Below are 24,846 nucleotides of genomic sequence, written 5' to 3'. Positions count from 1 at the left end.
TACTTTAAAACACAACAATAGATGCCGAACCTTCTGGATGGTTCTCATCAAAGCCATGCAATTTTTCAATAGGTTTGCAAGTACCTGTTCTTTGGTGAAATACAGTATTGATATTAGGATAATTTCTGCTGATTTCAGTAGGTATATTAGCCGATGGCGGTGGCGTGCTTTGTTTGCCAGTGTTCATCGCTAGTAGTTCTTCTCTTGTATAGGTTAATTTTATCTTCATATCTGAATTATTAAGGTGAAAGGGGGGCGAATGGTAACAAAAAACACTAAGTGTTGAAAAGATGCCTAAAGAATTAAAGTAGCCTAATATCTTATAAAATATCCCTTGAAATTATCAATAAAACCCACATATATCGGTCTAACTTTATTATTTTATTGTAAAAATTTTGGAGATTTATAAATGGTAAGTAAGCAGCAAACAATGGGCTTTCAAACTGAAGTAAAGCAAATGTTGCACTTGGTAGTTCATTCCCTTTATTCCAACAAAGAAATATTTTTACGTGAATTGGTTTCAAATGCTTCGGACGCTCTGGATAAGTTGCGCTTTCTTGCTCTTTCAGATTCTTCGTTGTATGAAGGTGATTCTGACTTGCGTATCGTTGTTGATTTTAATGAAAAAAATCGCACCATTAGTATTAAAGATAACGGCATTGGATTAAGTTGGGACGAAGCTGTCGAAAATTTAGGGACAATTGCAAAATCAGGAACCAAAGAGTTTGTCAGTCATTTAACAGGTGAAAGTGCGAAAGATGCTCATTTAATTGGCCAATTTGGAGTGGGTTTCTATTCTGCATTTATTGTCGCTGATAAAGTGACGGTAAAAAGTCGCCGGGCGGGACTCAAAGCTGAAGAAGGAATTATTTGGCAATCCAATGGTGAAGGGGAGTTTACTATTGGTCACGAAAAGAAGGCGGAACGAGGGACTGAAGTTATTATTCATTTGAAGAATGATGAAGATGAATTTTTAAGTGATTGGCGGTTACGCAACATTATTACGAAGTACTCCGATCATATCTGTTGGCCAATTGTCATGAAAAAGAGGGATGATGAAAATAAAGAAACGAAGGAGTTTGAAACTGTAAATAAAGCGACTGCACTTTGGACATTGCAAAAATCTGAAATTAGTGATGAAGATTACAAGACGCTTTATAAGCATATTTCTCATGATTTCCAGGATCCTTTGATCTGGTCACACAATCATGTGGAAGGAAAGCAGGATTATATTAGTTTGCTATACATTCCTTCTCATGCGCCTTTCGATTTGTGGCAACAAGAAATGAAGCATGGTTTAAAATTATATGTAAAACGTGTTTTCATTATGGATGACGCTTCCCAATTTCTGCCTAGATACTTGCGTTTTGTAAAAGGAATCATTGATGCCAGCGACTTACCATTAAACGTTTCGCGTGAAATTTTACAGGAAAACAAACAGGTGGAAGCGATTAAGTCCGCCTGTACCAAACGTGTGCTTTCCATGCTGGATAAGCTTAGCAGCCAAGAGCCTGAAACCTATCAAAAATTCTGGAATGAATTTGGTTTGGTTCTTAAAGAAGGGCCCATTGAAGAATACAGCAATCGTGAAGCGGTTGCCAAACTGTTACGCTTCGCCACTACAAAAAGTGATTCTGAGAAACAAAACGTCTCGTTAAGGGATTATGTTTCACGAATGAAGGATGGACAGGACAAAATTTATTATCTGACTGCATCCAGCTATAATGCAGCCAAAAATAGCCCACATCTGGAAATTTTCAAGAAAAAGGACATAGAAGTTTTACTCTTAACCGATCGCATCGATGAATGGCTGGTTGGCTATATGAGTGAATTTGATGGTAAAAAGTTACAATCTATCAGTAAGGGTAAAATTGATTTGGATGTTGCTGATGCACCTGAAATTAAAAAGCAGGAAGAGACGCTGGCACCCATGCTCAAGCAAATAAAAGAGGTATTGGGCGATAGGATAAAGGAAGTGCAATTGACTAACCGCTTGACTGAATCGCCAGCTTGCATTGTTGCTGATGAGCAGGATATGGGATTGGAAATGCAACGCATCCTTCAAGCAGCGGGACAGCAAGTACCGCCAAGTAAACCTATTTTTGAGATTAATCCAGAGCATACACTGATAAAGCGCCTGCACAGTATCGAGGATGACAGTCGCTTTTCCGAATGGGTTGTCATGCTGTTTGAACAAGCTGTATTGGCAGAAGGCGGGCAATTAGACAATCCTGCTGATTTTGTAAGCCGTGTTAACAAACTTTTATTGGAGGCTTAAGAGTTCTTGAACCAAGGCAAATCACTGAAGAGAAATTTGTGACTTCAGTGGTTTTCTATACTCAAGAAACTTAAAAAATATTTAATAAGATTGGCTGGCTATATTCGTTTTAATACTCTTATTCACTACATACTGCGGCTTGTGTCCGCAGTATCCAGGAGGTTCCAGTCTGATTTCGAAGTTCAAGATGCCGCGAACGAGTGGTGTTAGAATGTTGTTTGTTGTAGGTTAAGGCATGCCGTTTTTGGGATGGGTAGGAATATCCAAGTTTTCTTGCGTATTAATCAAGGCTTTTTTTTGTGCTAATTCAGTTTTGAACTCTTCGTATTTAGAGCTCAAATCAGCAATCACTTTTTCCGGTTGAGTTTGTCTGAGCTTCTCATACACCATCTCAAGTATCTGCTTTAGTTCAGTCATTTGCTTTGCCAAGGCTTTAGAAGGAGCCATTTCATATTGTTTAGCTAATTGTTCATAATTTGCCTGCTTGTTTTCTACAAAGGTATAAACTTTATTGAGTTCTTCTTTACGAACGTTAATGTCTTGTTCCATGCGTTGCAGAGCTTCTTCAGCTTGCCCTAGACGTCGCATACGTAAAAGATGCTCATTTTCTTGCAGTATTACCTTATAAGTAGAAAAACCAGCTTCCTTATCAAAAAACGCATTACCCATACCTTTTACTCCAAAAATTTATCCTTATTGAACTTTCTTTTCTATGGTTAAATCATTTTCACTGTGAACGACATCTTTTTGTGGTTTTTCTGGAAGCTCCGTAGATGACTTAGCAGTGGATACAGCATCAAGTTTTGCTCTTACTTCCTGAATAATGTCAATAGGGGGAGCAGCCGCTTTATTGAGAGCTTTGTCTAGAGCCGTAACCTCAGATAGCAAAGAAGAATCTTCCTCAACAAGTAGCTTATCTTCGACTACCTTCATAATAGCAGGTTTTGTTTCGTTAAAGTGGGTATCAAGGGCTGACAAATCCTCATCGCGTTTTCTCTCTATAGCTTCTATATCCGTAACGGCTTTGTCATATTTATCTTTACTGATTTCGTATGCTTTCTCTTCTTGTCTTTCTTTGCTATTTTCATATGCCCATTCTTCGTTAGCCCACTTGTTTTCCTCATAGGCAGATTTGGCAGTAGTTGCCAGAGCTATGCCCCCTACTGTAGCACCTCCGGCTATAAGCACTGTCGTTACTGTCCCTGCTGCAAGAGCAAGGCCCAAAGGAGCTAAAAGACCAGATGCCAGCAAGCCTGTGATTAGGATAGTTAAGAAAATGAGGCTAAGACCTCCTATAATATTGTTACGGTGACGCTGCCAGAAGCTTTGACCGTGTTTTTGTGGAGGGACGGATTTTGATGATGGAAGCACAGGTTCTGCTTTTTTAAGACGTGTGTGTAAGTCTATTGCACGGTTTGCGTTGTCTCGATCAAACGGGCTTATTTTTCGTATGATTTGGGTTTTAGCGTTATTAATAATGTCATTCTGCTGCTTTTTGAACCCTTGATCCAAGAGCTCAGAAACCAGGTCAGTAAACTGCATATCCCTATAAGATTCCGCTTTACTTGGGTTTGCCATTATTCCTTTTAGCGTATTGCTTTCTGCTAAAAGAAAAGTGTGTATATATTGCGCTTCTTTATCTGACTCTAAATGATCGGCAAGCCTTTTAAGCTGTTCGCTAAAAAAGATTACCTTATCTTGTAATTCCTGGCCTTGTTTAACGAAACTGCTAATTAGTTGCGTAAATTCGACATCTCTGTATATTTCTGCATCTTCTAAGGAATTGTCTCGTAAGCTACGCAGCTCCTCTGCTTTCATGCCAAGCCATGCCCTAAGAGGATATTCCTTAGAATCTTCTGTTAGACTTTTGGTGTATTGTTCAAGTCTAATTGCAGCAAACGTTAATTGATTCTTTAATTTTGCATCATTGGATAATTGAGTATTTTTCGATCCAATATGCTCATTAATTTGATAAAAAATGGTTTCTAGTTTTTGGTCAAAATCATCATAGAACGTTAACTTAGTTAAAGCACGCTCTTCTTCGCTATTAAGATAGTGTTGTAATTCCTGATGCTCAGGAAGGCTTTTTCTTGCATTGAGAATCAATTCTTTCAGAGCAGAAATCTTTTTAGGGTCATCTTTCTCTGCTTTTTCTTGGGCAAGGAATAGCAACTCGTCAAATTCTTGGGTAACTCCCGTTTTTAAAACAACTTTTGCCTGTGCTAACATCATTTCACGCTGATAGTCTTGCCTTTCATTTAGTTCAATCATTGCATAAGTAGTCAGAAAATGGCTTAGCATAAATTTCTTCGAACGTTCTGGTTCTGAATCTACGATTTGTTGCATATGTTCATTAATTTGTTCAACAACCATTTCCAGTGTTCTTTCAAAGTTATCGTCTTTGAAAAAATCAAAATCAGTTAAAGAGTATTTTTCTACCTCATCGAGATATTGTTTTAAAGCTTTATCTTCAGGTAGGCTCATTCTTGCATTGTCTATTAGTCTCTGCAATTGGTTCTTTTTAAAATCGTGATTATCTATGTTTGTAGATTCAGCAATGCGTTCATCTAGTTGATTGAAATGCGCCAGGGAAAGTTGATCTCCCTTAAAGAGTCCTTTTAATAGGTGACTGAGGCCTTTAGAATTGAGGTGTTTATCTAGCTCAGCAGGTATATCTTGATCGGTTATGTCCTCGCCATGTTCGAGCACCTTGTCAATCTCTGCATTTATCTCCTTGTCTTTATCAGAACGAATTTCCACTTTACTATCAGCTAAGGGAGTTGGGGCAGTAATGTAAATAACTTCTCTGTCTTTTGGCGCCGCAGTTATATTTTTTATAATAGCCACTGCAAGATAATGTTTGCGTTCTTCTACGGGTACAAAAGGCTCACCTTTCTCAAGATCAGGATCATTTCTTATATAGGCAATAGATAGACCACAATCAACTCCTGCATCATCTTCATAAGCCAAACGGATAGACCCATATGCTCCTTTTTTAGTGCCCTCAGCTTCAGCACGTGGTCCTGATTCAACTAGTCTTTTTAACATGCCATTGATAGTAAATACAGCACCAGTGAGATTCCCTTGAGTATATGAAAGGTCTGAATCTTTACGTCCTTCAGTTCGGGCTAGACGTTGTTTCATTTCTTCAGCAGAGGATTTGTAGCTTAAATAAGCTGTTCTATTTAGATCTCTTTCTAAGGCATCAAGGTATGTTTCTTTTGTTTGTTGTGCCTCATAATAGCCAGTTAAGAATCCAAAAACTGGTATTAATTTATCGATGACTTCAACATAATTGCCTGAATATTTCTTAAAGTTGGCCACTTTTTTATCCTCTAGGAGGTTTTTTACTTAAGTTTATTATAACTTACTTATTGTTAACTAAGTATTAAGCGATGCGGTATCTCTGTTTGTGTGTTTTTATGAACAAGTTGTCTGAAATTTTTCTAAAATAAGCAGTTGTGTAATAAAAGGCGTTGAATTTAACGCTTATAAAATCTAAATTCTACTAATACTATTTCCTCTCTCTTAATTTGCAAAAATGAAATTTTATTTATAAGGTTAAAACAGTAACTTTAATTGGGATCGCGCCGGGACTGAGAAATGCAGGGAGCAAAATATGACAACGCCAAACTTTGATCAGAACAAAGCAGAAAAATTCGCTGAAAATTTACTCATGATGATGAATCAGGCAGCTTTAACATTAATGTTATCCATTGGACATCGCACAAAATTATTTGATACCCTGAGTAAAATGCCTTTTTCGACTAGCGCTGAGATCGCGAAAAAAGCCAATTTGCAAGAGCGTTATGTGCGTGAATGGTTAAATGCTCTGGTTGCTGGAGGTATTATCAATTATAACGCTGAAAATAAAAGCTATTATTTACCACGAGAACATGCCGCGTTTTTAACACGCGAAGCTTCTCCTAATAATTTCGCAGTGATTGCCCAATTTATTCCTGTATTGTCCCACATCGAAGATTCATTGGTAGAGGCTTTTATTCATGGAGGTGGCGTTCCTTATGAAGCCTATCCTCGTTTTCATGAAGTTATGGCTGAAGAAAGTGGACAAACCATCTTGTCAGCGCTTCTTGATAAGATTTTACCTCTAATGGATGGCATGATACAAAAACTGAAGCAAGGTATCGAGGTATTGGATATAGGTTGTGGTTATGGTAATGCATTAATTCTTATGGCAAGACATTTTCCGAATAGCCAGTTTACTGGTTATGATTTATGTGATGAAACCATAGAGCACGCACAAAAGATGATTCGAGAACGGGCATTGAATAATATTCAATTTATCCAAAAAGATTTGTCTAATTGGCATGAAAATGAAAAATACGATTTGATTACGGCGTTTGATGTTATTCATGATCAAGCAAAACCTGGGGATGTTTTAAAAGGTGTTTACCGGGCATTAAAATCGGATGGTGTTTTCCTCATGCAAGATATAAAAACATCTAGCCTGGTAGAAAAAAACATAGGTAGCCCTTTAGCACCTTTCATTTATGCTATATCCTGCATGCACTGCATGACTGTTTCTCTCTCACAAAATGGAGCTGGTTTAGGTGCTGCCTGGGGAGAGGAGTTAGCTGAGCAGATGCTAAGAGAGACTGGGTTCAAAAAAATTGAAAAACATTATCTCGACCACGATATTATGAATACCTATTATGTGGTAAAAAAGTAGAGCAAAGACAATATACTTTATTTTAGCAATTGAGAAAACGGCTATTGGTTTGAGGCGGGAGTGTTTTATAAAGAATTGCAAAAATTCTGAACTCCCCCGCTTGACAATAATCAACGTTTGGCTTAGGCATTAAACCCAGATAAGCCTTGGTAGATTTTGTTTATTTAACAGAATAAATCAAATAGATTTAATAATTACTCGTCTGTTAAACGGAAATACTTTGTACCAAAGTAACGTTGTAATTTTTTTCTGATAGTGCCTCGGCTGATTCCAAGCATTCTTGCTGCTTGTAGTTGGTTACCACGTCGTTTTTCCATCACAGCTTGCAAAAGAGGTGGTTCAACTTCTGAGAGAATCATGTCATAAAGATCATCGATAGGTTTATTTTTATTCTCAGCTAAAAAACGGGTCACCAAGCTATAAACCAGGTCTTGAAGACCTTGATCTTGTTTCACACTTTGAGAAGAAGAGGCTTGTGTATCAATGACATTCATCATAACTTCCTTATTTTAGTTAAATCATTCTATCCAAAATACTTTCATTGTCATATGAAAGCAAAATTTATTGTACATGAAGGTTAATTGATAATCTAGAAGTAACTAAAAAAATGACGCTATGTTTTAGAAAGATATTTACACCATTAACTCTTGCTGAACCAATTGCGCTAAACTGCAATCGGCTTCCTGATGTGAAAGGGAAAGTTTAAGTTGTTTAAGGCGTGCCACCATCCGTGAAATGACTTCGTTATCAGTGAGTAAAGCCGTCACTACTCGGCTTAGTTCTTTAGGGTTGCAATCATACTGCAAAAGCTCAGGTACAATCATTTCATTTTTTAATAAATTACATAACCCCAAATATTTAACTTTGATGACTTGCATCGCAGCAATATAGCTAAGTAGTGAGGCTTTATAAATAATGCACATCGGTTTTTCAAGGAGGGCACATTCCAGCGAAGCAGTGCCGGAAGCTACCACAACACAATCGCTGCAAGCGACTACTTCAGTAGCCCTACCAATGGTAAAAGAAACACTTATTTTGCTTTTATCAAAGTAGGAATGTATGAGCTCAGGTTTTAAACTTTGAGCAATGGGGATGACAAAATGTATGTCTGTGTGTTGCTGACTAAGTAGTTCAGCGGTTTGCACCAATACAGGCATGTGCTTTTCAATTTCATTCCTTCTGCTACCAGGCAACATGGCAATCATGCGTTTATGAGTGGGTAAATTCAAATGCATCCTTGCTGCCTCTACATCGTTACAATACTGCACCTTATCAACGAGGGGATGCCCTACAAACGAAACGGGAACACCTGCTTTTTGATAAAGTGCTTTCTCAAAAGGAAGAATCACCGCCATTCTATCGATAGTGGCACGAATTGCTTTAATGCGATTGGCTTTCCAGGCCCAAATTTGGGGGCTAATATAATATAAGATACGAAGCCCTAATTCCTGTTTGGCATATTTGGCTAGGCGTAAATTAAAGCCTGGATAGTCTACCAAAATTAATAAGTCCGGTTTGGTTGATTCTAGATGGCATTTAATGGCATCAAATGCGTTTTTAATCACCTTAAGATGGCGGACAACCTCAGACAAACCTGTCACACCAAAGCTGGCAAGGTCACTGATAAGATGGACGCCTGCATTCTGCATATGACGCCCACCAATGCCACTGATTTGTAACGCTGGCTGCCACTCTTTGAGTTGATTAACCAAATTGGCAGCATGCCTATCGCCGGATTCTTCGCCAGCGATGATAACAATTCGTTTAACTGAAAGCATTTCTTAGGCTTAAATTGGAATGAATTAATGACGTAATTTTTGCTGCAACCTCCAATGCATCACGTCCTTCTTCACCCGTAACCAATGGAGTGGTATTGTTTTCAATGCAAGATAAAAAAGCTTTGATTTCTTCCAATAACGCATCACCTTTCTCAAAGACAGATTGGTGCCTGGTAATTTCCGGAATGCCAGGGAACATTTCTCCTTCACCTTTTTGAAAAACGGCAAATTGTTTATTCTGATAATCAATTGAAATATAGGAGTTGGGTTGAAAAATCCGAGTCTTACGCTCTGTTTTAAAACTAATACGACTGGCGGTGACATTCGCGACACAGTGATTCTCAAAGGTTAGCCTTGCATTCGCTATGTCGATGGATTTTGAAAGGATTGGTGCTCCCTGCGCATCAATATTAATAATGGGACTTTTAACAATTGCCTGGATTAAATCAATATCATGAATCATCAAATCAAGAATGACATTGACATCTGTACCCCGAGGATTAAAAGGGGCTAATCGTTGCGATTCTATAAACAAAGGTTGCTCAAGATGTGTATCCAACGCTAGTCTGGCCGCATTAAAGCGCTCAAGATGGCCAACTTGTAATTTAGCCTGATGTTGCTTTGCTAAAGCAACTAACTCATTGGCTTGCTCAACAGTTTCTGTGATTGGTTTTTCAATTAACACATGGATACCGCGTGCAAGACACGCTTTGGCAATTTCATAATGCTGGTTGGTCGTAGCCGCAATACTTACTGCCTCGATTTTCCCGAAAAGTTCATGATAATCAAGAAAAGCAGGAACATTAAGTTCCTGGGAGACTTGTTCGCAAGCCTCTCGGTTTACGTCACAAAGGGCAACTAATTCGGCATTCGGTAGCATTTTGTATTTTTGAGCATGAAAGCGACCCAAATAGCCTACGCCGATTACGGCACATTTAACCTTATTCATAAGCACAACATTGATAATAATTTGTGCGAATGATCGCATTTCCTCACTAATAAATCAATGAATTCAATCTTTCAACAATTAAAGGCTAAGCTTATAGAGAAAACCATAAAAAGATCAATAATTATTCTATTGATTTAAATAATAAGCGGTAAAAATTTTTTAGATGCCAAATTAAATTGGAATAGGTATCATCGCTCTTTTACGAAGGTAGGAGCTTTGGTGTGGACATGTATATTGCAGGCGTGGATGAAGTAGGGAGGGGGCCTCTGGCAGGTCCTGTAGTTACTGCTGCTGTTATTTTGCATAAACCCATTGAAGGTGTCACAGACTCTAAAAAACTTACCCCCTTAAAGCGGCAAGAATTAGCAACTAAGATTAAGGAAGAAGCTTATTGTTTTGCATATGGCCGCGCTGAAGTCGAAGAAATAGAAAGGTTGAATATTCACTATGCAACCTTGCTCGCTATGAAACGTGCTATTGAAGCGCTACCAATACAACCGCATGAAATTTGGATTGATGGTTTGTTTGTTCCCCAAGTTAGTATTCCTTGCAAAGCAATTGTTGATGGCGATAACTTAGTTCCAGCTATTGGGGCTGCTTCTATTTTAGCGAAAGTCTTACGGGATGAGGAAATGAAAAGGATGGATTTAATGTATCCTGGTTATGGCTTTGCCTCGCATAAGGGTTACTCCACAGAAATGCATCGCAATGCCCTGATTGAGCTTGGGCCATGTGCTATCCATCGCAAGAGCTTTGCCCGAGTTACGGAACTTTTAACTGTAGTGAACACTAAAGAGAATAGTTTAACAGAGTAGTTGGGTCGTTTTCGATCCAACTACTCTCGATTACCTACCGAATGACATACTATTAAACAAAATTCGATGCGAGCTAATTGACATAAGGATGCCAAAACTGGTTAAAAAAGTCACCATCGCGGTGCCCCCATAGCTGACTAAGGGTAAAGGAATACCCACAACAGGCAAAATACCCATCACCATGCCAATATTTACAAAGGCGGATAAGAAGAATGTCATTGATAAACTTGCAGCTAAAAGACGGGTAAAACTTGTTTGCGCATTTCTAGCAATATAAAGCCCACGCAGTGAGATCAAGATAATGAGAAGAATTAAAATACTGCTACCAACAAAACCAAATTCTTCACCACTGACCGCAAAAATAAAATCTGTCGCGTGTTCGGGTAAAAAATTTAGATGGGATTGACTGCCCTCAAGCCATCCCTTGCCAAAAGCACCTCCAGACCCAATGGCAATTTTTGATTGAATAATATGATAGCCAGCGCCTAAAGGATCCTGTTCTGGGTTAAGCAGGGTAAAAACGCGTTGTTTTTGATAATCGTGCATGAAATGCCACAGCAAGGGTGCTGCTCCAGCTATTAATGCTGTAAGCATGAAAAGAATTTTCATACTTATACCGGCTAAGAAAACCACACTTAAACCAGCTGCAGCCACCATAATTGCCGTACCTAAATCGGGCTGCTTGGCAATAAGTAACGCGGGAAAGAAAATAATCAATCCCGCCATTATTAGCGATTTAATATCAACCGGTTGTGATTTTCGATCGAAATACCAGGCCGTCATCATAGGAATAGCCAACTTCATAATTTCAGAGGGCTGGAAGCGAAACAATCCCAGATCTAACCAGCGTTGCGCGCCTTTTCCAATTTTTCCCATTAACATGACAGCGATAAGTAAACCTAATCCAACGCCATAAATCCAGGGGGTCCAAACTTTGTATTTATGCGGTGGAATCACTGCAAAGATCATCATCATGCCTATAGCAAAAGAAAGTCGCATGGATTGACGAAAAATCATACCTACGTTTTGATTTGAAGCACTATAGAGCACCAACATTCCTAAAGCGATTAACATTAAGAGCAAACCTAACAATGGCAGATCCGTATGAATTGATTTGCTTGTAAATCGATAAACCGGACGTACAGAATGTGCTTTCATGATTTCTCTTCATTTTTTTTCAATTCAAAATAGGCATCTAACACTTTGCGTGCCACATTCGAAGCCGCAAAATCGTTTTCCACAACGACAGCCAATGCAATTTCCGGGTCTTCATAAGGGGCAAAAGCAATGAATAATGAGTTGTCTCTTAAGTATTCAGGAATGTCTTCATAGCGAACTTTTTCATATTGATGACCGCCAAAAACCTGTGCGGTGCCTGTTTTGGCGGCAACAGAGTAGGGTGCAGTGCGGCCAAAACGATAACCTGTCCCCTCATTGCTTGTAATGACAGCTAGCATCCCTTCAGCAACAATAGTCCAATAATTGTCATCTTTAAGATGCATGGGGTATTCTTCAAGAATTTTATATTCTTGCATTTTACCATTGTCGCTTTGAACCGATTTTTGTAACAAATGTGGGCGAAAGCGCTTACCTTTTTGACTTAAAGATGCTGTCGCATTTGCAAGTTGCAGTGGTGAAGCTAACATAAATCCTTGTCCAATAGAGGTGATTACAGTATCACCGGGATACCAGGACACGCCTTTATTTTGTAGCTTCCAATGCTTATTAGGAACTAACCCAGGAGCTTCTTCGTTCAAATCCACATGTGTCAATTGACCAAAGCCAAATTGTACAAGCATATCTTCAATAGCAGCGATACCCATTTTATGTCCTAACTGATAAAAATAGGTGTCGCACGAAACTGTTATTGCCCGCTTGAGATTGATGATGCCATGGCCCGTTTTTTTCCAGTCACGATAAGCATGGCTAACACCGGGTAAGCGAAACCAACCTGGATCATAAATACTGTAGCGTGCATCAATGACTCCTTTTTCCAAACCAGCTAACCCCATGAATGGTTTAATGGTAGAAGCGGGAGGGTACAATCCTCTTACTGCCCGATTATAAAGGGGTTTATCGCGAGCTGTAGTCAGCTGTTGATATTCTTTCGCCGTGATGCCATTAACAAAAATATTGGGGTCATAGCTGGGGGAACTGGCCATAGCGAGGATTTCACCATTTTTGGTATTAATGGCCACTACCGCGCCGCGTTTTTCTTTCAAGGCTTCAAAGGCTGCCTGTTGCAAACGCGAGTCAATGGTGAGATATAATTTTTCGCCAGAGACTGGGTTTTTTTTGTTTAAAACACGGACCGTTCTGCCGCTTACATCAATTTCAACCTGCTGGTAACCCACCTCACCATGTAGGATATCTTCATAAAATTTTTCAATGCCTGACTTGCCAATGAAGTTTGTCGCCCGATAATTGGTGGAATCTACTTGACGTAACTCTTGTACGTTAATACGCCCGACATAGCCTAAAATATGCGATGTTACTTCGCCTAAAGGATAATAGCGCATTAGTCTTGCTTTAATATTGACGCCAGGAAACTGATATTGATTACTTGCAAAAATAGCTACTTCTTCCTGATTTAACTTGAGCTTTAATGGAATGGGAATAAAAGACCGATTTTGTTTGCGCGTCTTATGAAAATTATCAATATCCTCTTCAGTAATGGAGGGAAGTAAACCTTTGAGCTTTTCTAACGTTTGTGTCATGTTTTTAACACGCTCTGGAATGATTTCCAGAACATAAACAGGAATATTTTCTGCCAAAACAATGCCATTCCTATCGAGAATAATACCTCTTGGAGGCGCAATGGGAATAACATTCATTTGATTTTTTAGGGACAAGGTCTGGTAACGCTTGAATTGTGAAATTTGTAAATAGGCGAGGCGAATAATCAGAACAAACGATAGTAAAATAGTAAGAGTTATCAGCAAATTTAATCGAAAGCGTTGTAGCTCCGCGTCTCTTCGTTCATTTTTTACAGATTTGTTTAAACGCATATTAAATTGCTTGATATTAAAAAAATAAAACAACACATCTTAGCGTAAAACTTCATCGATGGTAAGGGTGATTATGGAGAATAGACCATGCTCTGTAGAGTGCTTCCAATAAAATAATACGCACCAAAGGATGGGGAAGTGTTAATTTTGATAAAGACCAGCGTTCCTGGCATCGATTGAGTACCTCTGACATTAGTCCTTCAGGACCCCCGATAATAAAACAAAGATGGCTACTAATATTGTGTAGTTGTTCCAGCTTTTGAGCCAAATGTTCACTGCTAAAAGTCTCACCTTGGATGTCCAAAGCAATAATCCTGGCACTGGAAGGAAGGGCAGCGATAATTAAAGATGCTTCTTTATCTAATATTCGAGCCAAATTACTGGTTTTTCCACGTTTGGCTAAAGGAATTTCTACAAGGTTAAAGTTGGCATACTCTTGCAGGCGCTTTGAAAACTCAGACACTGCCTCATTAATCCAGGAAGGCATTTTATTACCGCATGCAATTAAAGTTACCTTTATCATAGTTATTTATTTACTGGGTTTTGCCAGAGGCCCTCTAGGTTATAAAAAGAGCGAATATCGGCTTGCATAACGTGAAGTACAAAATCACCAAAATCCACCAATACCCACTCGCCGGTTTCCAAACCATTTTGGCTAAGGGGCATTAAACCCTCTGCTTTCATTTTTTCAATAACCAGTTCAGCAATGGCTTTAACATGCCTTGAAGAGCGGCCGCTGCAGATAATCATGTAATCAGTGACAGAGGTCTGTTGGGCCACATCAATTGTGACGATATCAATTGCCTGATTATCATCGAGAGCTTGTAAAAGTTTCTTTAATAGTAATGGTTGCTCAGACATAGTGGGTAAGAATCTCTTCAAAAGGGATGGATGATATCAGTAATTTAGTAAAGTCTCAAAGAGATTATACGAAGCATAAAGCGAAGCCATGACATATTAAAAATGCTAGAATTAATAAAAAATCAAGTTAAGAAGGTTAGCATGCGTGATTTAAGCAGAATCATACTATTTCTTTTGCTTGTTTTTTTCATTCCCTTTTCTCACGGAACAGCACCTGATTTAAAAAAACTAATCAAAGTTACCAAAGAAAATAACCCGAAATGTGTCGTCTATTATAACTACAAAAATCAGCTTTATTGCAGCAGCGAACCGGCGAAAGCGAGTGAGGGAGATATCAAGCTTATTAGCGATGAGAAACAAAACATTATGTTTGATGATCGCTTATGGCAGGCTGCCTGGGGAAATAAAACTGACGATATAGTCACTATCGAATATATACCGGCAAATGATGATATTAACAATTGGAATGAATTGATTACGAGTCAGTTTGCCCCCGGATTACAAGATAAAGTTAGTCCTTTGCAATTTAGTGCAGGAATTATTCAATCAATAAAACAATCAGGATTTAATCCAGAAGTAACTTACTATGAAAAATCACCTGATCGCGTTATTTTCGAGTTTCGGATAACTGAACCTGCCAATGCCTTGCAAGATGAGTTACAAATGATTTCAAAAGGTAAGGATGGCTTGTACTTATTGCATTATGTAATTAAAAAACCAGATATGGGTAAAGCCGAGAGGGAAAAGTGGCTACAGAATTTAAAAAATAGTGGGCCAAAAGAGAATAGCCAGTAGGCTTGGGTCGTTTTCGACCCAAGCCAAAACACGTCGCTTAAGGAATTATTTATACATGTTCTGCATTCGTCGCGTCAGTTCCTCTTCAGAAACATCTTCTATGTGAGTAGCAACGTACCATGAGTGACCAAAAGGATCTTCTAGGCAACCGCTGCGATCACCGTAGAATTGGTTTTCTACTTTGCGAACAAGTTTTGCACCATGTTTGACAGCTAGTTCAGTCACTGCATCCACATCTTTTACATAGAGGTGGATACCTACAGGAGACCCTCCAAATGCTTCAGGACTTTTTGCATTCATTTCAGGACAAGCATCAGCAAGCATAAATTTTGAGTCACCTATAGTTAACTCCGCATGACCTATTGTTTTGTCTGGTGTTTCCATGCACATTGCAACGCTGGCTCCGAATACATTTTTATAGAATTCAATAGCCTTAGTCGCATCATTAACAATCAAATAAGGAGTAATTGTTGAATAACCTTCTGGTTTATAAGCAGTCATAAAATTCCCTGTTAATTAATGTTTACTGTTTAAGATTTGAGCAGAATCGCGTGTACGTCTGACAACTGCAAGAATAATGGCGCTTCCTGCCAGACCGGCAACAGCCAACAACATGGGTAATACAGCACCTACTTGAGCAATCACGCCGGTAAAAATGGAGGTTAATCCGAAACAAAGTGCCATGATAGATCCTGTCACCCCCATAACCCAACCTTGTTCATTTTCATTAACCAAGTTGGAGAATATTGTTATTAAAACCGAGTAAGCCACTGAAAGGCTCATGCCAATTATCAGTGTAGCTACCCAGGCTACCCATTCAACAGGAATTGATATGGTAAAAAATACACTAATGGCTGTGATTATCAAGCTAATGATGACAATAGCATCATAGGGATAACGCTTTGTACAATAATCAACAATATAGCCACAACCAATACTAAAACCTAGTCCCATCAAAGCAAGGAAAAAAGAATTTTGCAAGGCAGAATAGTGGTAAGTTTGGAATAAATAAAATGAAATAAACGAAAAATAATTCGACCAGCCAAAGATCATAACCAGTAGCACCAGTGAATATTTTTCTATCGCTTTATGTTTGAACGCTGAAATAAAAATTTGAATCGCATGGTGCCATTTAATGGTAATCTTGTCGTGTGCTTTGGTAAATGTTTCGTCAAAAAAGTAATAAAGCGCGACAGCATTAATAAAGGCTAAAAGGGATGCGAAGTATAACGGGGTTTGAAAACCAAACCAACTGACAATACGATTATCTGATAATAAACCACCAAAAATGGGCCCAAAAACAAAGCCAAGAGAAACGGCCAAAAGGATAAAGCCTATATTTCTTGCCTTATGTTCTTCGGTACTAACATCAACGATGGCGGCTTGCGCAATAGGTTGGCTGCCTGCCGTAAAACCAGCAATGATTCGCCCAAAGAGAATTAGCCAAAAGCTGTGCATAAGGATAGCAATGGCAGAGATTAAATATCCCAGGAATGAACCGATTAAACAAATCATTAAAGATTTCTTTCTACCAACACTATCTGACAAATCACCTAAAATGGCAGCCCCAAAAAACCAGCAAATCATAAAAATGCCGATAGTGAGGCCATAATAAAAATCACGTAATCCCATACTAATATTCTCTGATAAGAAGCCGGATTGAGGTTCAATCAGGATAGTATTTAAGATAGGGAATAATAATCCTAACCCCATTCCATCAATAAACAGTACTAAAAATAAGGGCAGGATAGACCTTAATGATTTGGAGTCAGTCATAATTTAACCTGGAAAATCAAGTTTGCGAATGATGTCATATCTAAATTCGAGCGTCAATTTGACTGGGCCTTTACAGAGTATACGCGTCTAACAGCAAGATATAAGTAAAATGCCTGCATTCCGAGCTTTTTCGCGGAATCCAGTACCTGGCTTAAACAGATCGCATGGATGCCGTGCATAAACACGGCAAGTAGGAAAGAGAAAGCGATTTATGCTCAAAAATTTGATGTGCTTACCTGAAAATCTATAAGGCCCGAATACTATGCTGAAGCTTCAGACGGTGCTTCGTAATTAATTAATAGTGTCTTAATTGTGCGATTTAAAATAAGACAAATAAAGGTAGCACCGAGCAATATAAATAAAAGAATAGTAAAGGTATGGCTATAATGAGCCTTCAACTGCAATATAGACAGTTCATTTGGTTTTATGGCAGTTAAATTAGCTAATTTTCCGGACAAAAATGCGCCAATTCCCAAAGATACGAAAAAAATCCCCATCATGGTACTTACTTTTTTCCGGCTGGCAAGCACAGTAATTGCTGCCAATCCTACCGGTGATAGCAACAATTCAGCAATGGAGATTAATAAGTAAGCGGGGATAAAATACAGCGGTGATAGCAAAGTGGTGCCGTGGCTACTTTTGGAGACTAAGGTAATGAGCAAATAAGCCAGCGTAATAAAAACCATCGCTAGCATGAATTTATTACCGGTAACGATTCCGCTGTGAATGGCATTAATAGGTGGTCGACGTGAAAGAAAATAGCCGAATACAATCATGCCAATGCTTTGGATGCTCACATAATAGGGAGGGGGAAATAATATTCCAAACAATTTGGGCTCTACGACTCTTGAAATGAAGAGGGTAAGTGATAAAAACATCTGGAAATAAAAGGCCCAAAACATGACGGAAATCATACATAACAATCCAATCACGATGGTTTGCTTTGCTTGTTGGGGCGATTCTCGTTTTACTACATCAATCAAATAAAGAAGGGATAAAACAATAACGGCACCAAACGCCGTATCAGCAAGAATGGGATTATGGAGAATCACATAGGCAATAGCCCATAACCCAAATAAAATAAAGAAAGCTTTGATGAGCTTTATAACGGTGAGTTCAGCAGGGTGGTAATCAGCGATTTTATACCGGTGAACACCGTAGGCAAAAACAGTAAAGGCAATGATCATCCCGAAAGCTGCACTTGCAAAAGCAACCGACCAACCAAAAAAGTAATATAATTGACTGGGCAATGTCGTTCCCAGAATAATTCCTGTCGTTATACCCATATAGAAAATAGTGAAACCGCTTTCACGCCGTGAAGAGTTATCAGGATATTCATTTCCCAGTAGTGATGAAATATTAGGTTTTAATAATCCTGTACCTACTGCAATACCCGCCAGAGCAGCAGAAAGAGCATTATCAGAAGTAAGTATAAAAAGCGATAAATAACTAAAAAATAAAAAAACAGCACCGGTGAGGATGGCTTTTTTCTGCCCAAGTAAATGGTCTGCTATCCAACCTCCTATAACGGGTGAAAGATAGGTTAATGCGGTAAAAGTCCCTACCAGTGTATAGACTCGTTCGTCTTTCCATTTAAAATAAAACGCAAGATAGAGGGCTAATAAGGTTTGGACCACATAGAAACCGTACCTTTCCCACATTTCAGTGGCAAAGAAAATACTAAGCGAAGGAGGGTGTTTTATTGATGCATTAGTCACGATGAAGTCTAAAAAGCAAACATTCAGCCAGTTTATCATGTTGCCGTTTATTTTGACAGTATGGCTTGTCATTTGATTATATATCCCAGTATGATTAACAACTTACAAAAATCCTGGGATGGATAAGAAATGGATACACCTGATAAAAAACGTCATGTTTCAGCAAAAAAAGGATGGCAATTGGAGGCAAAAAGCTGGCTGACTGAGGCACCATTACGCATGCTCTGTAATAATTTGGATCCAGAAGTAGCTGAAGATCCAGATTCTCTGGTTGTTTATGGAGGTATTGGCCGAGCTGCTCGTAATTGGCCGTCCTTTGACAAAATTGTCGCAGTGTTAAAACAACTGGAAGCTCATCAAACCCTCCTGATTCAATCGGGCAAACCGGTCGGTGTATTTACAACCCATGAAGATGCCCCTCGTGTATTAATTGCCAATTCCAATCTAGTGCCGCGCTGGGCAAATTGGGAGCATTTTAATGAGCTGGATAAAAAAGGCTTAATGATGTATGGGCAGATGACGGCTGGTAGCTGGATATACATTGGCTCCCAGGGGATTGTTCAGGGTACTTATGAAACTTTTGGTGCCTGTGCGAAAAAGCATTATCAAGGGGAACTTGCCGGAAAATGGATATTAACTGCCGGACTAGGTGGAATGGGAGGAGCACAACCTCTGGCTGCGGTCATGACTGGTGCTAGTATGCTTGCTGTTGAATGCGACAAAGCACGAATCGAGAAACGTTTGAAAACACGTTATCTTGATAGATACACAGAAAACCTTGATGAAGCCTTGCATTGGATTGAGGAATCCTGCGCAAAGAAAAAACCGCTATCCGTTGGATTGCTTGGTAATGCCGCTGAGATTTATCCCGAATTAATCAAACGTAACGTAAGACCTTCCTTAGTTACTGATCAAACCAGTGCTCATGATCCTTTAAATGGCTATTTACCTATAGGATGGACGTTAGAACAAGCAGAAGAGTTACGAAAAACAGCACCAGGAAAAGTTGTTATGGCTGCCAAAAAATCCATGGCTGTGCAGGTTAAAGCTATGTTGGCTTTTCAACAATTAGGCATTCCGGTATTTGATTATGGTAACAATATCCGACAAATGGCCTATGAAGGGGGTGTTGGTGAGGCATTCACTATCCCAGGCTTTGTACCAACTTACATTCGTCCATTATTTTGTGAAGGGATAGGCCCTTTCCGTTGGGTTGCTTTGTCTGGTGATCCCGATGACATTTATGCAACCGATGAGAAAGTAAAACATTTAATGCCAGAAGACAAACATTTGCATCGATGGCTTAAGATGGCTCGAGAGAAGATAGCTTTTCAAGGTTTACCCGCTAGAATCTGCTGGGTCGGTTTAAAAGATCGTGCCCGCTTGGCGTTGGCATTTAATGAAATGGTTAGAAATAAAGAAGTAAAAGCACCTATTGTCATTGGACGTGATCATTTGGATTCCGGGTCTGTTGCCAGCCCAAATCGTGAAACAGAAGCCATGTCAGACGGCAGTGATGCTGTTTCTGACTGGCCCTTGCTAAATGCCCTGTTAAACTGTGCGAGCGGGGCTACCTGGGTAAGTATTCATCATGGAGGCGGTGTAGGTTTAGGTTTTTCTCAACACGCAGGTATGGTTATAGTAGCTGATGGTACAGACAAGGCTGCCGAGAGGCTTAAACGGGTTTTACATAATGATCCTGCAACCGGTGTTATGCGGCATGCGGATGCTGGCTATGAATTAGCAAGGCAGTGCGCTAAAGCAAATAACCTGTGGTTACCCATGGAGTCAATTGGAGGGGACTGTGAGTAAAGCATTTATGTTGGTTCCAGGGGAGTTAACACTTAAAGAGGTTAGGCAACAGTTGCAAGAGCATCGACCCATCGTGATGAGTGATAATGTTTTGTCGCGAGTAGAATCTTCTTGTGAAGTAATCCGGAAAGTTCTCGAAGATAAAAGAACAGTCTATGGAATAAATACGGGATTTGGATCCCTTGCCAGACAATCCATTTCTACCGAACACCTAAAGCAATTACAGCGTAATATCGTTTTGTCTCATGCCTGTGGAACTGGGGAGTTATTATCAGACAAGCAGGTTGCATTAATTTTACTTCTTAAAATTAATAATTTGTGCCAAGGTTATTCTGGTGTTAGGAGAGAGCTTATTACAGCACTGTGTGACCTTTATAATAAACAAGTTTTTCCTTGTATTCCCGCCAAAGGTTCTGTTGGCGCCTCTGGAGATTTAGCACCGCTTGCCCACTTGGCTCTTCCGTTGTTAGGTGAGGGGCAGGTGCGTATCGATGGTAAAGTTGTCAGTGCGCTAGAGGGTTTAAAAATTGCAGGCTTGAAACCTTTAGAGCTCGCTCCGAAAGAAGGGTTAGCTTTACTGAATGGATTGCAGGCTTCCACTGCTTTATGCATGGAGGCTTTTTTTTACAGTGAAGTTCTTTTTGAAACAGCCATTGTGGCAGGAAGCCTATCTGTTGATGCCGCAAGTGGCAGTGATGTTCCTTTTGACGATCGAATCCATCAAGCACGCGGTCATCAAGCACAACGTGATGTAGCAGCTATGTATCGAAAGCTTTTAGCGGAAAGTCCAATCAGAGAATCCCACAGAAATTGCTCACGAGTGCAAGATCCTTACTCGCTAAGATGTCAGCCGCAAATTATGGGGGCAGTTTTGCATCAAATGCAATTTGTCGGTCAAACTTTGCAGGTCGAAGCAAATGCCGTTTCCGATAACCCCTTGGTGTTTATTGAGCAGGGGGATATTTTGTCGGGAGGAAATTTTCATGGTGAAATTGTTGCCATGGCTGCTGACAATCTAGCGTTGGCTATCGCTGAAATGGGGGCGAATGCTGAACGGCGAATCGCTTTGCTAATTGATAAAAATTTAAGTGGCCTACCCGCTTTTTTGGTTAAAGAAAGCGGTTTAAACTCAGGCTTCATGATTGCCCACGTAACGGCTGCAGCCTGTGCAAGTGACAATAAGGCGCTGGCACATCCACACTCTGTAGATAGTATTCCTACATCAGCCAATCAGGAAGATCATGTCTCTATGGCAACAAATGCCGCTAGACGATTAAGTGCGATGATTGATAATACCGCAACCATTCTTGCTATAGAATTACTGGCAGCTTGTCAGGGATTAGAGTTTCATAAACCCTTAACGACTTCTATATGTCTGCAAGAAGCTTATAACAAAGTCAGAAGCCAGGTAGCTCCTTACAATAGCGATCGCTATTTTGCTCCTGATATTGAAGTGATAAAGCAAATGATTCTTAAGGGCGAGTTTGTTATTTTTTAAGCAAAGAATTTGTAATGCCGCTCTTAAACGGCATTTACGCTCAATCCATATCAACGTCATTCTGAACGTAGTGAAGAACCTCCTGAATGTGGCACGAGAACCGTCCCCTTAAGACTCTACCTAAAGGGTTCAGGACGCCCAAGCCTATTTATTCATTGACGTCTAGCTCTCTATACAGCAATATTTAGCAGGCATGCTCAATAGTTATAAGAGATAATAAATGGAATTAAGCTTTCTGTTTGAACAACTGAAAGGACATTGTTTAACAAATCCTTATCCCGCTATAAAAGAGAGACGGGAAAGTTTACTTACCCTTCGAACTTTATTGCAAATTCATGCAGAAGAGATTGTTAATGCTGTTAATACTGACTTTTCTCATCGGGCGCGTTATGAAACGTTATTGTTGGAAATTTTCCCTTCAATCAATGCCATAAATTATTGCTTAAAAAATCTAAAAAAATGGACAAAGACCCGTAAACGACACGTTTCCTGGTTATTTAAACCTGCGAAGGCTTATTTATTACCACAACCCTTAGGAGTGGTAGGAATTATTGTGCCCTGGAATTACCCAATTCTTTTAGCTATAGGTCCTCTTGTTTATGCTTTGGCTGCGGGTAACCGCGTTATGATTAAAATGTCTGAACTCACTCCTGAAACAGGAAGTTTATTTCAAAAATTAATAAGATTATGCAAGCTAGATCACCAAATTGTGATTGTAAATGGAGACCAGCAGGTTGCACAGAAATTTACGAATTTACCTTTTGGTCATCTTCTCTTCACAGGTTCACCTACTGTTGGCAAACTGGTCATGAAAGAAGCAGCTGAAAATTTAGTGCCGATTACACTAGAACTCGGGGGAAAATCACCTGCATTCATTTCAATGTCTTGTAATGAGAGACATTTCAAACGACTGTTTATGGGAAAAATGGCAAATGCTGGTCAAACTTGTATCGCACCAGATTTTTTATTGATTCCAGAACATTGGGAAAAGCGTATTGAAATAGCGGCTAAAGAGTTTGTTAATCAACATTACTCTCAATTATCAGACAGCGAGGATTATTCGAATATTATTTCAACAAAACATCAAGAACGGTTAATGACTCTCCTTGATGATGCTCGCCAAAAGGGTGCACGAATAGTACAGATTGGTGACGATAGTCAACAAGGTAGGATGCCCTTGATTTTACTGTTTAACGTGAATAATACGATGCGAGTAATGCAAGAGGAAATATTTGGCCCCATCTTGCCTGTCATGCATTATAAGTCGCTCATTCAAGCAATACAAAACATTAACGCCTACCCCAATCCTCTGGTAATTTATTATTTTGGAAATGATGCAGAAGAGGTAAAAATAGTTAAAAAGAATACATTGTCAGGCGCATTAGCTATTAATGATACTTTAACTCATATAGCTATAGATTCTTTACCATTCGGTGGCGTGGGACGCAGTGGTATGGGACATTACCATGGACAAGAAGGTTTTGATGTATTCTCGAAATTAAAACCTGTATTTGTTCAAAGACGTTTTGCTACAACAACATGGTTTTATCCGCCGCATGGAAAATTAATTAACTTTCTGCTTGGCTGGATTGCCGGCATTCATCTTAAGGAGAAGAAATGACTAAGGTAATATTTATAACCGGTGGCAGTCGTGGGATAGGAAGAGCGATTGCGCTCCGTTTTGCTCGGGAGAAAGCCTGTATCGTGATCGCAGCAAAAACAGATACCCCACATCCCAAGTTAGAAGGAACTATACACAGCGTCGCTGCTGAAATTGAAGAGATGGGTGGTAAAGCGCTCCCTTTAATGGTGGATGTCCGCGATGAAGAACAAATTCAACGTGCTATTGAGAAAACCGTGGACACCTTTGGTCAATTGGATATTTTAATTAACAATGCCAGTGCAATTAGTTTAAGTAATACCACATCAACCCCCATGAAGCGTTATGATTTAATGCAGGCAGTGAACACAAGAGCTACGTTTGCCTGTTCGCAAGCAGCAATACCCTACTTAAAAAAATCCAATAATCCTCATATTTTGACTTTATCACCTCCGCTCACTATGAATAGCAAATGGTTTGCGCCTCATTTAGCCTATACCATCAGTAAATATGGCATGAGCATGTGCACGTTAGGGCTCGCGGAAGAATTGAAATCCTTAGGGATTGCAGCCAATTCATTGTGGCCTCGAACGACCATTGCAACAGCCGCAATACGAGTACACTTTCCAGAGGAAATTTATAAGGCGAGCCGAAAGCCCGAAATTGTCGCTGATGCGGCCCACTGGATCTTAACTCAACCTGCAAAACAGATAACAGGGCAATTTTTTATAGATGAAGAAGTATTAATAAAGACTGGTATTACTGATTTTTCAAGGTATGCTATTGACCCACGTGTTGAGCCTTATCAAGATTTATTTATATGACCATTGAAATTTTTACGGATGGAGCCTGTAAAGGGAATCCAGGCATAGGAGGTTGGGGGGCATTATTACGGTATAATGGCCATGAAAAAACCCTGTATGGGGCAGAGGCTCATACCACGAATAATCGCATGGAACTAACCGCTGCAATAAAAGGGCTTGAAGCGTTAACGAGACCCTGCAAGGTGGATTTATATACCGACTCCCAATACCTGCGGCTTGGTATGACTACCTGGCTTGCCCAGTGGAAACAAAATGGTTGGCGTAATTCAAGAAAAGAGTCTGTAAAAAATGCTGACTTATGGCAGAAACTGGATGCATTAACAACAACCCATACTGTCCATTGGCACTGGGTTAAAGGGCATGCTGGACATCCTGAGAATGAAAGGGCAGATGCATTAGCCAATCAGGCAATAATCGAACTGATAACTTCGTAGTTCTGCATTT

Annotated in this window: 22 protein-coding genes; 9 read left to right on the top strand and 13 right to left on the bottom strand. The window is 39.6% G+C overall.

Translation table 11 applies throughout. The features are described from left to right. Positions 1–4: 4 nt before the first annotated feature. Positions 5–187 carry a hypothetical protein gene (locus Ljam_RS04220; protein WP_058448877.1) on the bottom strand — a complete coding sequence of 61 codons (183 nt, stop codon included), beginning with the start codon at positions 185–187 and terminating at the stop codon, positions 5–7. Between the two features lie 222 nt (positions 188–409). On the opposite strand from Ljam_RS04220, the gene htpG reads away from it, so the two are divergent. Then, positions 410–2,278, top strand: coding sequence for a molecular chaperone HtpG (gene htpG, locus Ljam_RS04215; protein ID WP_058448876.1), 1,869 nt, complete (start codon positions 410–412; stop codon positions 2,276–2,278). Positions 2,279–2,506: 228 nt separating this feature from the next. Here the strand turns inward: htpG and Ljam_RS04210 are convergent, their stop codons facing one another. Together Ljam_RS04210 and Ljam_RS04205 are read right to left on the bottom strand one after the other, a co-directional pair. Next, positions 2,507–2,947: a hypothetical protein gene (locus Ljam_RS04210; protein WP_058448875.1), complete on the bottom strand. Its 441-nt coding sequence runs from the start codon at positions 2,945–2,947 to the stop codon at positions 2,507–2,509. A 24-nt stretch (positions 2,948–2,971) separates the two neighbouring features. Then, positions 2,972–5,602, bottom strand: coding sequence for a hypothetical protein (locus Ljam_RS04205; protein ID WP_058448874.1), 2,631 nt, complete (start codon positions 5,600–5,602; stop codon positions 2,972–2,974). Between the two features lie 295 nt (positions 5,603–5,897). On the opposite strand from Ljam_RS04205, the gene Ljam_RS04200 reads away from it, so the two are divergent. Continuing rightward, on the top strand, positions 5,898–6,968 hold the full coding sequence (locus tag Ljam_RS04200) for a class I SAM-dependent methyltransferase (RefSeq protein ID WP_058448873.1): 1,071 nt from the start codon (positions 5,898–5,900) through the stop codon (positions 6,966–6,968). 194 nt (positions 6,969–7,162) lie between these two features. Here the strand turns inward: Ljam_RS04200 and Ljam_RS04195 are convergent, their stop codons facing one another. From Ljam_RS04195 to Ljam_RS04185, 3 genes are all read right to left on the bottom strand, one after another. After that, positions 7,163–7,462 (bottom strand): helix-turn-helix domain-containing protein, encoded by a 300-nt coding sequence (locus Ljam_RS04195; RefSeq protein ID WP_058448872.1) that lies wholly within the window; start codon positions 7,460–7,462, stop codon positions 7,163–7,165. Between the two features lie 138 nt (positions 7,463–7,600). Then, a complete protein-coding gene (gene lpxB / locus Ljam_RS04190; protein WP_058448871.1) occupies positions 7,601–8,746 on the bottom strand; it encodes a lipid-A-disaccharide synthase in 1,146 nt (381 codons plus the stop codon). Further along, complete coding sequence (locus Ljam_RS04185; RefSeq protein WP_058448943.1) at positions 8,733–9,695, bottom strand: Gfo/Idh/MocA family protein; 963 nt, start codon at positions 9,693–9,695, stop codon at positions 8,733–8,735. Before Ljam_RS04185 ends, lpxB begins: the two co-directional genes overlap by 14 nt. Positions 9,696–9,922: 227 nt before the next feature. Here Ljam_RS04185 and rnhB point away from each other — a divergent pair, with 227 nt between their 5' ends. Beyond that, complete coding sequence (gene rnhB / locus Ljam_RS04180) at positions 9,923–10,510, top strand: ribonuclease HII (RefSeq protein WP_058448870.1); 588 nt, start codon at positions 9,923–9,925, stop codon at positions 10,508–10,510. A 30-nt stretch (positions 10,511–10,540) separates the two neighbouring features. On the opposite strand, the gene rodA is transcribed toward rnhB, so the two are convergent. Genes rodA through rsfS form a run of 4 tightly spaced genes read right to left on the bottom strand, consistent with a single transcriptional unit; the run spans position 10,541 to position 14,379 of the window. Continuing rightward, positions 10,541–11,668 carry a rod shape-determining protein RodA gene (gene rodA / locus Ljam_RS04175; protein WP_058448869.1) on the bottom strand — a complete coding sequence of 376 codons (1,128 nt, stop codon included), beginning with the start codon at positions 11,666–11,668 and terminating at the stop codon, positions 10,541–10,543. Beyond that, positions 11,665–13,518 (bottom strand): penicillin-binding protein 2, encoded by a 1,854-nt coding sequence (gene mrdA / locus Ljam_RS04170; protein ID WP_058448868.1) that lies wholly within the window; start codon positions 13,516–13,518, stop codon positions 11,665–11,667. Before mrdA ends, rodA begins: the two co-directional genes overlap by 4 nt. Positions 13,519–13,570: 52 nt before the next feature. Further along, on the bottom strand, positions 13,571–14,041 hold the full coding sequence (gene rlmH / locus Ljam_RS04165; protein WP_058448867.1) for a 23S rRNA (pseudouridine(1915)-N(3))-methyltransferase RlmH: 471 nt from the start codon (positions 14,039–14,041) through the stop codon (positions 13,571–13,573). A 2-nt stretch (positions 14,042–14,043) separates the two neighbouring features. After that, positions 14,044–14,379, bottom strand: coding sequence for a ribosome silencing factor (gene rsfS, locus Ljam_RS04160; RefSeq protein ID WP_058448866.1), 336 nt, complete (start codon positions 14,377–14,379; stop codon positions 14,044–14,046). Positions 14,380–14,520: 141 nt separating this feature from the next. On the opposite strand from rsfS, the gene Ljam_RS04155 reads away from it, so the two are divergent. Further along, positions 14,521–15,174 (top strand): hypothetical protein, encoded by a 654-nt coding sequence (locus tag Ljam_RS04155; protein WP_058448865.1) that lies wholly within the window; start codon positions 14,521–14,523, stop codon positions 15,172–15,174. 45 nt (positions 15,175–15,219) lie between these two features. Here the strand turns inward: Ljam_RS04155 and Ljam_RS04150 are convergent, their stop codons facing one another. From Ljam_RS04150 to Ljam_RS04140, 3 genes are all read right to left on the bottom strand, one after another. Continuing rightward, positions 15,220–15,675, bottom strand: a complete 456-nt coding sequence (locus Ljam_RS04150) for a VOC family protein (RefSeq protein ID WP_058448864.1) — start codon at positions 15,673–15,675, stop codon at positions 15,220–15,222. 15 nt (positions 15,676–15,690) lie between these two features. After that, on the bottom strand, positions 15,691–16,950 hold the full coding sequence (locus tag Ljam_RS04145) for an MFS transporter (protein WP_058448863.1): 1,260 nt from the start codon (positions 16,948–16,950) through the stop codon (positions 15,691–15,693). Between the two features lie 260 nt (positions 16,951–17,210). Further along, a complete protein-coding gene (locus Ljam_RS04140; RefSeq protein WP_074881779.1) occupies positions 17,211–18,707 on the bottom strand; it encodes a peptide MFS transporter in 1,497 nt (498 codons plus the stop codon). A gap of 90 nt (positions 18,708–18,797) precedes the next feature. Here Ljam_RS04140 and hutU point away from each other — a divergent pair, with 90 nt between their 5' ends. From hutU to rnhA, 5 genes are all read left to right on the top strand, one after another. Continuing rightward, a complete protein-coding gene (hutU, locus tag Ljam_RS04135) occupies positions 18,798–20,480 on the top strand; it encodes a urocanate hydratase (RefSeq protein WP_058448862.1) in 1,683 nt (560 codons plus the stop codon). Beyond that, a complete protein-coding gene (gene hutH, locus Ljam_RS04130; protein ID WP_058448861.1) occupies positions 20,473–21,978 on the top strand; it encodes a histidine ammonia-lyase in 1,506 nt (501 codons plus the stop codon). The genes hutU and hutH overlap by 8 nt, the downstream gene beginning before the upstream one ends. A gap of 220 nt (positions 21,979–22,198) precedes the next feature. Further along, on the top strand, positions 22,199–23,599 hold the full coding sequence (locus Ljam_RS04125; RefSeq protein WP_058448860.1) for a coniferyl aldehyde dehydrogenase: 1,401 nt from the start codon (positions 22,199–22,201) through the stop codon (positions 23,597–23,599). After that, complete coding sequence (locus Ljam_RS04120; RefSeq protein ID WP_058448859.1) at positions 23,596–24,402, top strand: SDR family oxidoreductase; 807 nt, start codon at positions 23,596–23,598, stop codon at positions 24,400–24,402. The genes Ljam_RS04125 and Ljam_RS04120 overlap by 4 nt, the downstream gene beginning before the upstream one ends. Then, positions 24,399–24,836, top strand: coding sequence for a ribonuclease HI (gene rnhA, locus Ljam_RS04115; RefSeq protein WP_058448858.1), 438 nt, complete (start codon positions 24,399–24,401; stop codon positions 24,834–24,836). The genes Ljam_RS04120 and rnhA overlap by 4 nt, the downstream gene beginning before the upstream one ends. The last annotated feature ends 10 nt before the right edge of the window (positions 24,837–24,846 follow it).

This window comes from Legionella jamestowniensis (assembly GCF_001467745.1).
Lineage (GTDB): Bacteria > Pseudomonadota > Gammaproteobacteria > Legionellales > Legionellaceae > Tatlockia > Tatlockia jamestowniensis.
This window is presented reverse-complemented; position numbering and strand designations above follow the sequence as displayed.

Bases quoted from the DNA above. Each gene is read 5' to 3' on its own strand.
- Ljam_RS04220 (WP_058448877.1), bottom strand. From the start codon at position 187: ATGAACACTGGCAAACAAAGCACGCCACCGCCATCGGCTAATATACCT.
- htpG (WP_058448876.1), top strand. From the start codon at position 410: ATGGTAAGTAAGCAGCAAACAATGGGCTTTCAAACTGAAGTAAAGCAA.
- Ljam_RS04210 (WP_058448875.1), bottom strand. From the start codon at position 2,947: ATGGGTAATGCGTTTTTTGATAAGGAAGCTGGTTTTTCTACTTATAAG.
- Ljam_RS04200 (WP_058448873.1), top strand. From the start codon at position 5,898: ATGACAACGCCAAACTTTGATCAGAACAAAGCAGAAAAATTCGCTGAA.
- Ljam_RS04195 (WP_058448872.1), bottom strand. From the start codon at position 7,462: ATGAATGTCATTGATACACAAGCCTCTTCTTCTCAAAGTGTGAAACAA.
- lpxB (WP_058448871.1), bottom strand. From the start codon at position 8,746: ATGCTTTCAGTTAAACGAATTGTTATCATCGCTGGCGAAGAATCCGGC.
- Ljam_RS04185 (WP_058448943.1), bottom strand. From the start codon at position 9,695: ATGAATAAGGTTAAATGTGCCGTAATCGGCGTAGGCTATTTGGGTCGC.
- rnhB (WP_058448870.1), top strand. From the start codon at position 9,923: ATGTATATTGCAGGCGTGGATGAAGTAGGGAGGGGGCCTCTGGCAGGT.
- rodA (WP_058448869.1), bottom strand. From the start codon at position 11,668: ATGAAAGCACATTCTGTACGTCCGGTTTATCGATTTACAAGCAAATCA.
- mrdA (WP_058448868.1), bottom strand. From the start codon at position 13,518: ATGCGTTTAAACAAATCTGTAAAAAATGAACGAAGAGACGCGGAGCTA.
- rlmH (WP_058448867.1), bottom strand. From the start codon at position 14,041: ATGATAAAGGTAACTTTAATTGCATGCGGTAATAAAATGCCTTCCTGG.
- rsfS (WP_058448866.1), bottom strand. From the start codon at position 14,379: ATGTCTGAGCAACCATTACTATTAAAGAAACTTTTACAAGCTCTCGAT.
- Ljam_RS04155 (WP_058448865.1), top strand. From the start codon at position 14,521: ATGCGTGATTTAAGCAGAATCATACTATTTCTTTTGCTTGTTTTTTTC.
- Ljam_RS04150 (WP_058448864.1), bottom strand. From the start codon at position 15,675: ATGACTGCTTATAAACCAGAAGGTTATTCAACAATTACTCCTTATTTG.
- Ljam_RS04145 (WP_058448863.1), bottom strand. From the start codon at position 16,950: ATGACTGACTCCAAATCATTAAGGTCTATCCTGCCCTTATTTTTAGTA.
- Ljam_RS04140 (WP_074881779.1), bottom strand. From the start codon at position 18,707: ATGATAAACTGGCTGAATGTTTGCTTTTTAGACTTCATCGTGACTAAT.
- hutU (WP_058448862.1), top strand. From the start codon at position 18,798: ATGGATACACCTGATAAAAAACGTCATGTTTCAGCAAAAAAAGGATGG.
- Ljam_RS04125 (WP_058448860.1), top strand. From the start codon at position 22,199: ATGGAATTAAGCTTTCTGTTTGAACAACTGAAAGGACATTGTTTAACA.
- Ljam_RS04120 (WP_058448859.1), top strand. From the start codon at position 23,596: ATGACTAAGGTAATATTTATAACCGGTGGCAGTCGTGGGATAGGAAGA.
- rnhA (WP_058448858.1), top strand. From the start codon at position 24,399: ATGACCATTGAAATTTTTACGGATGGAGCCTGTAAAGGGAATCCAGGC.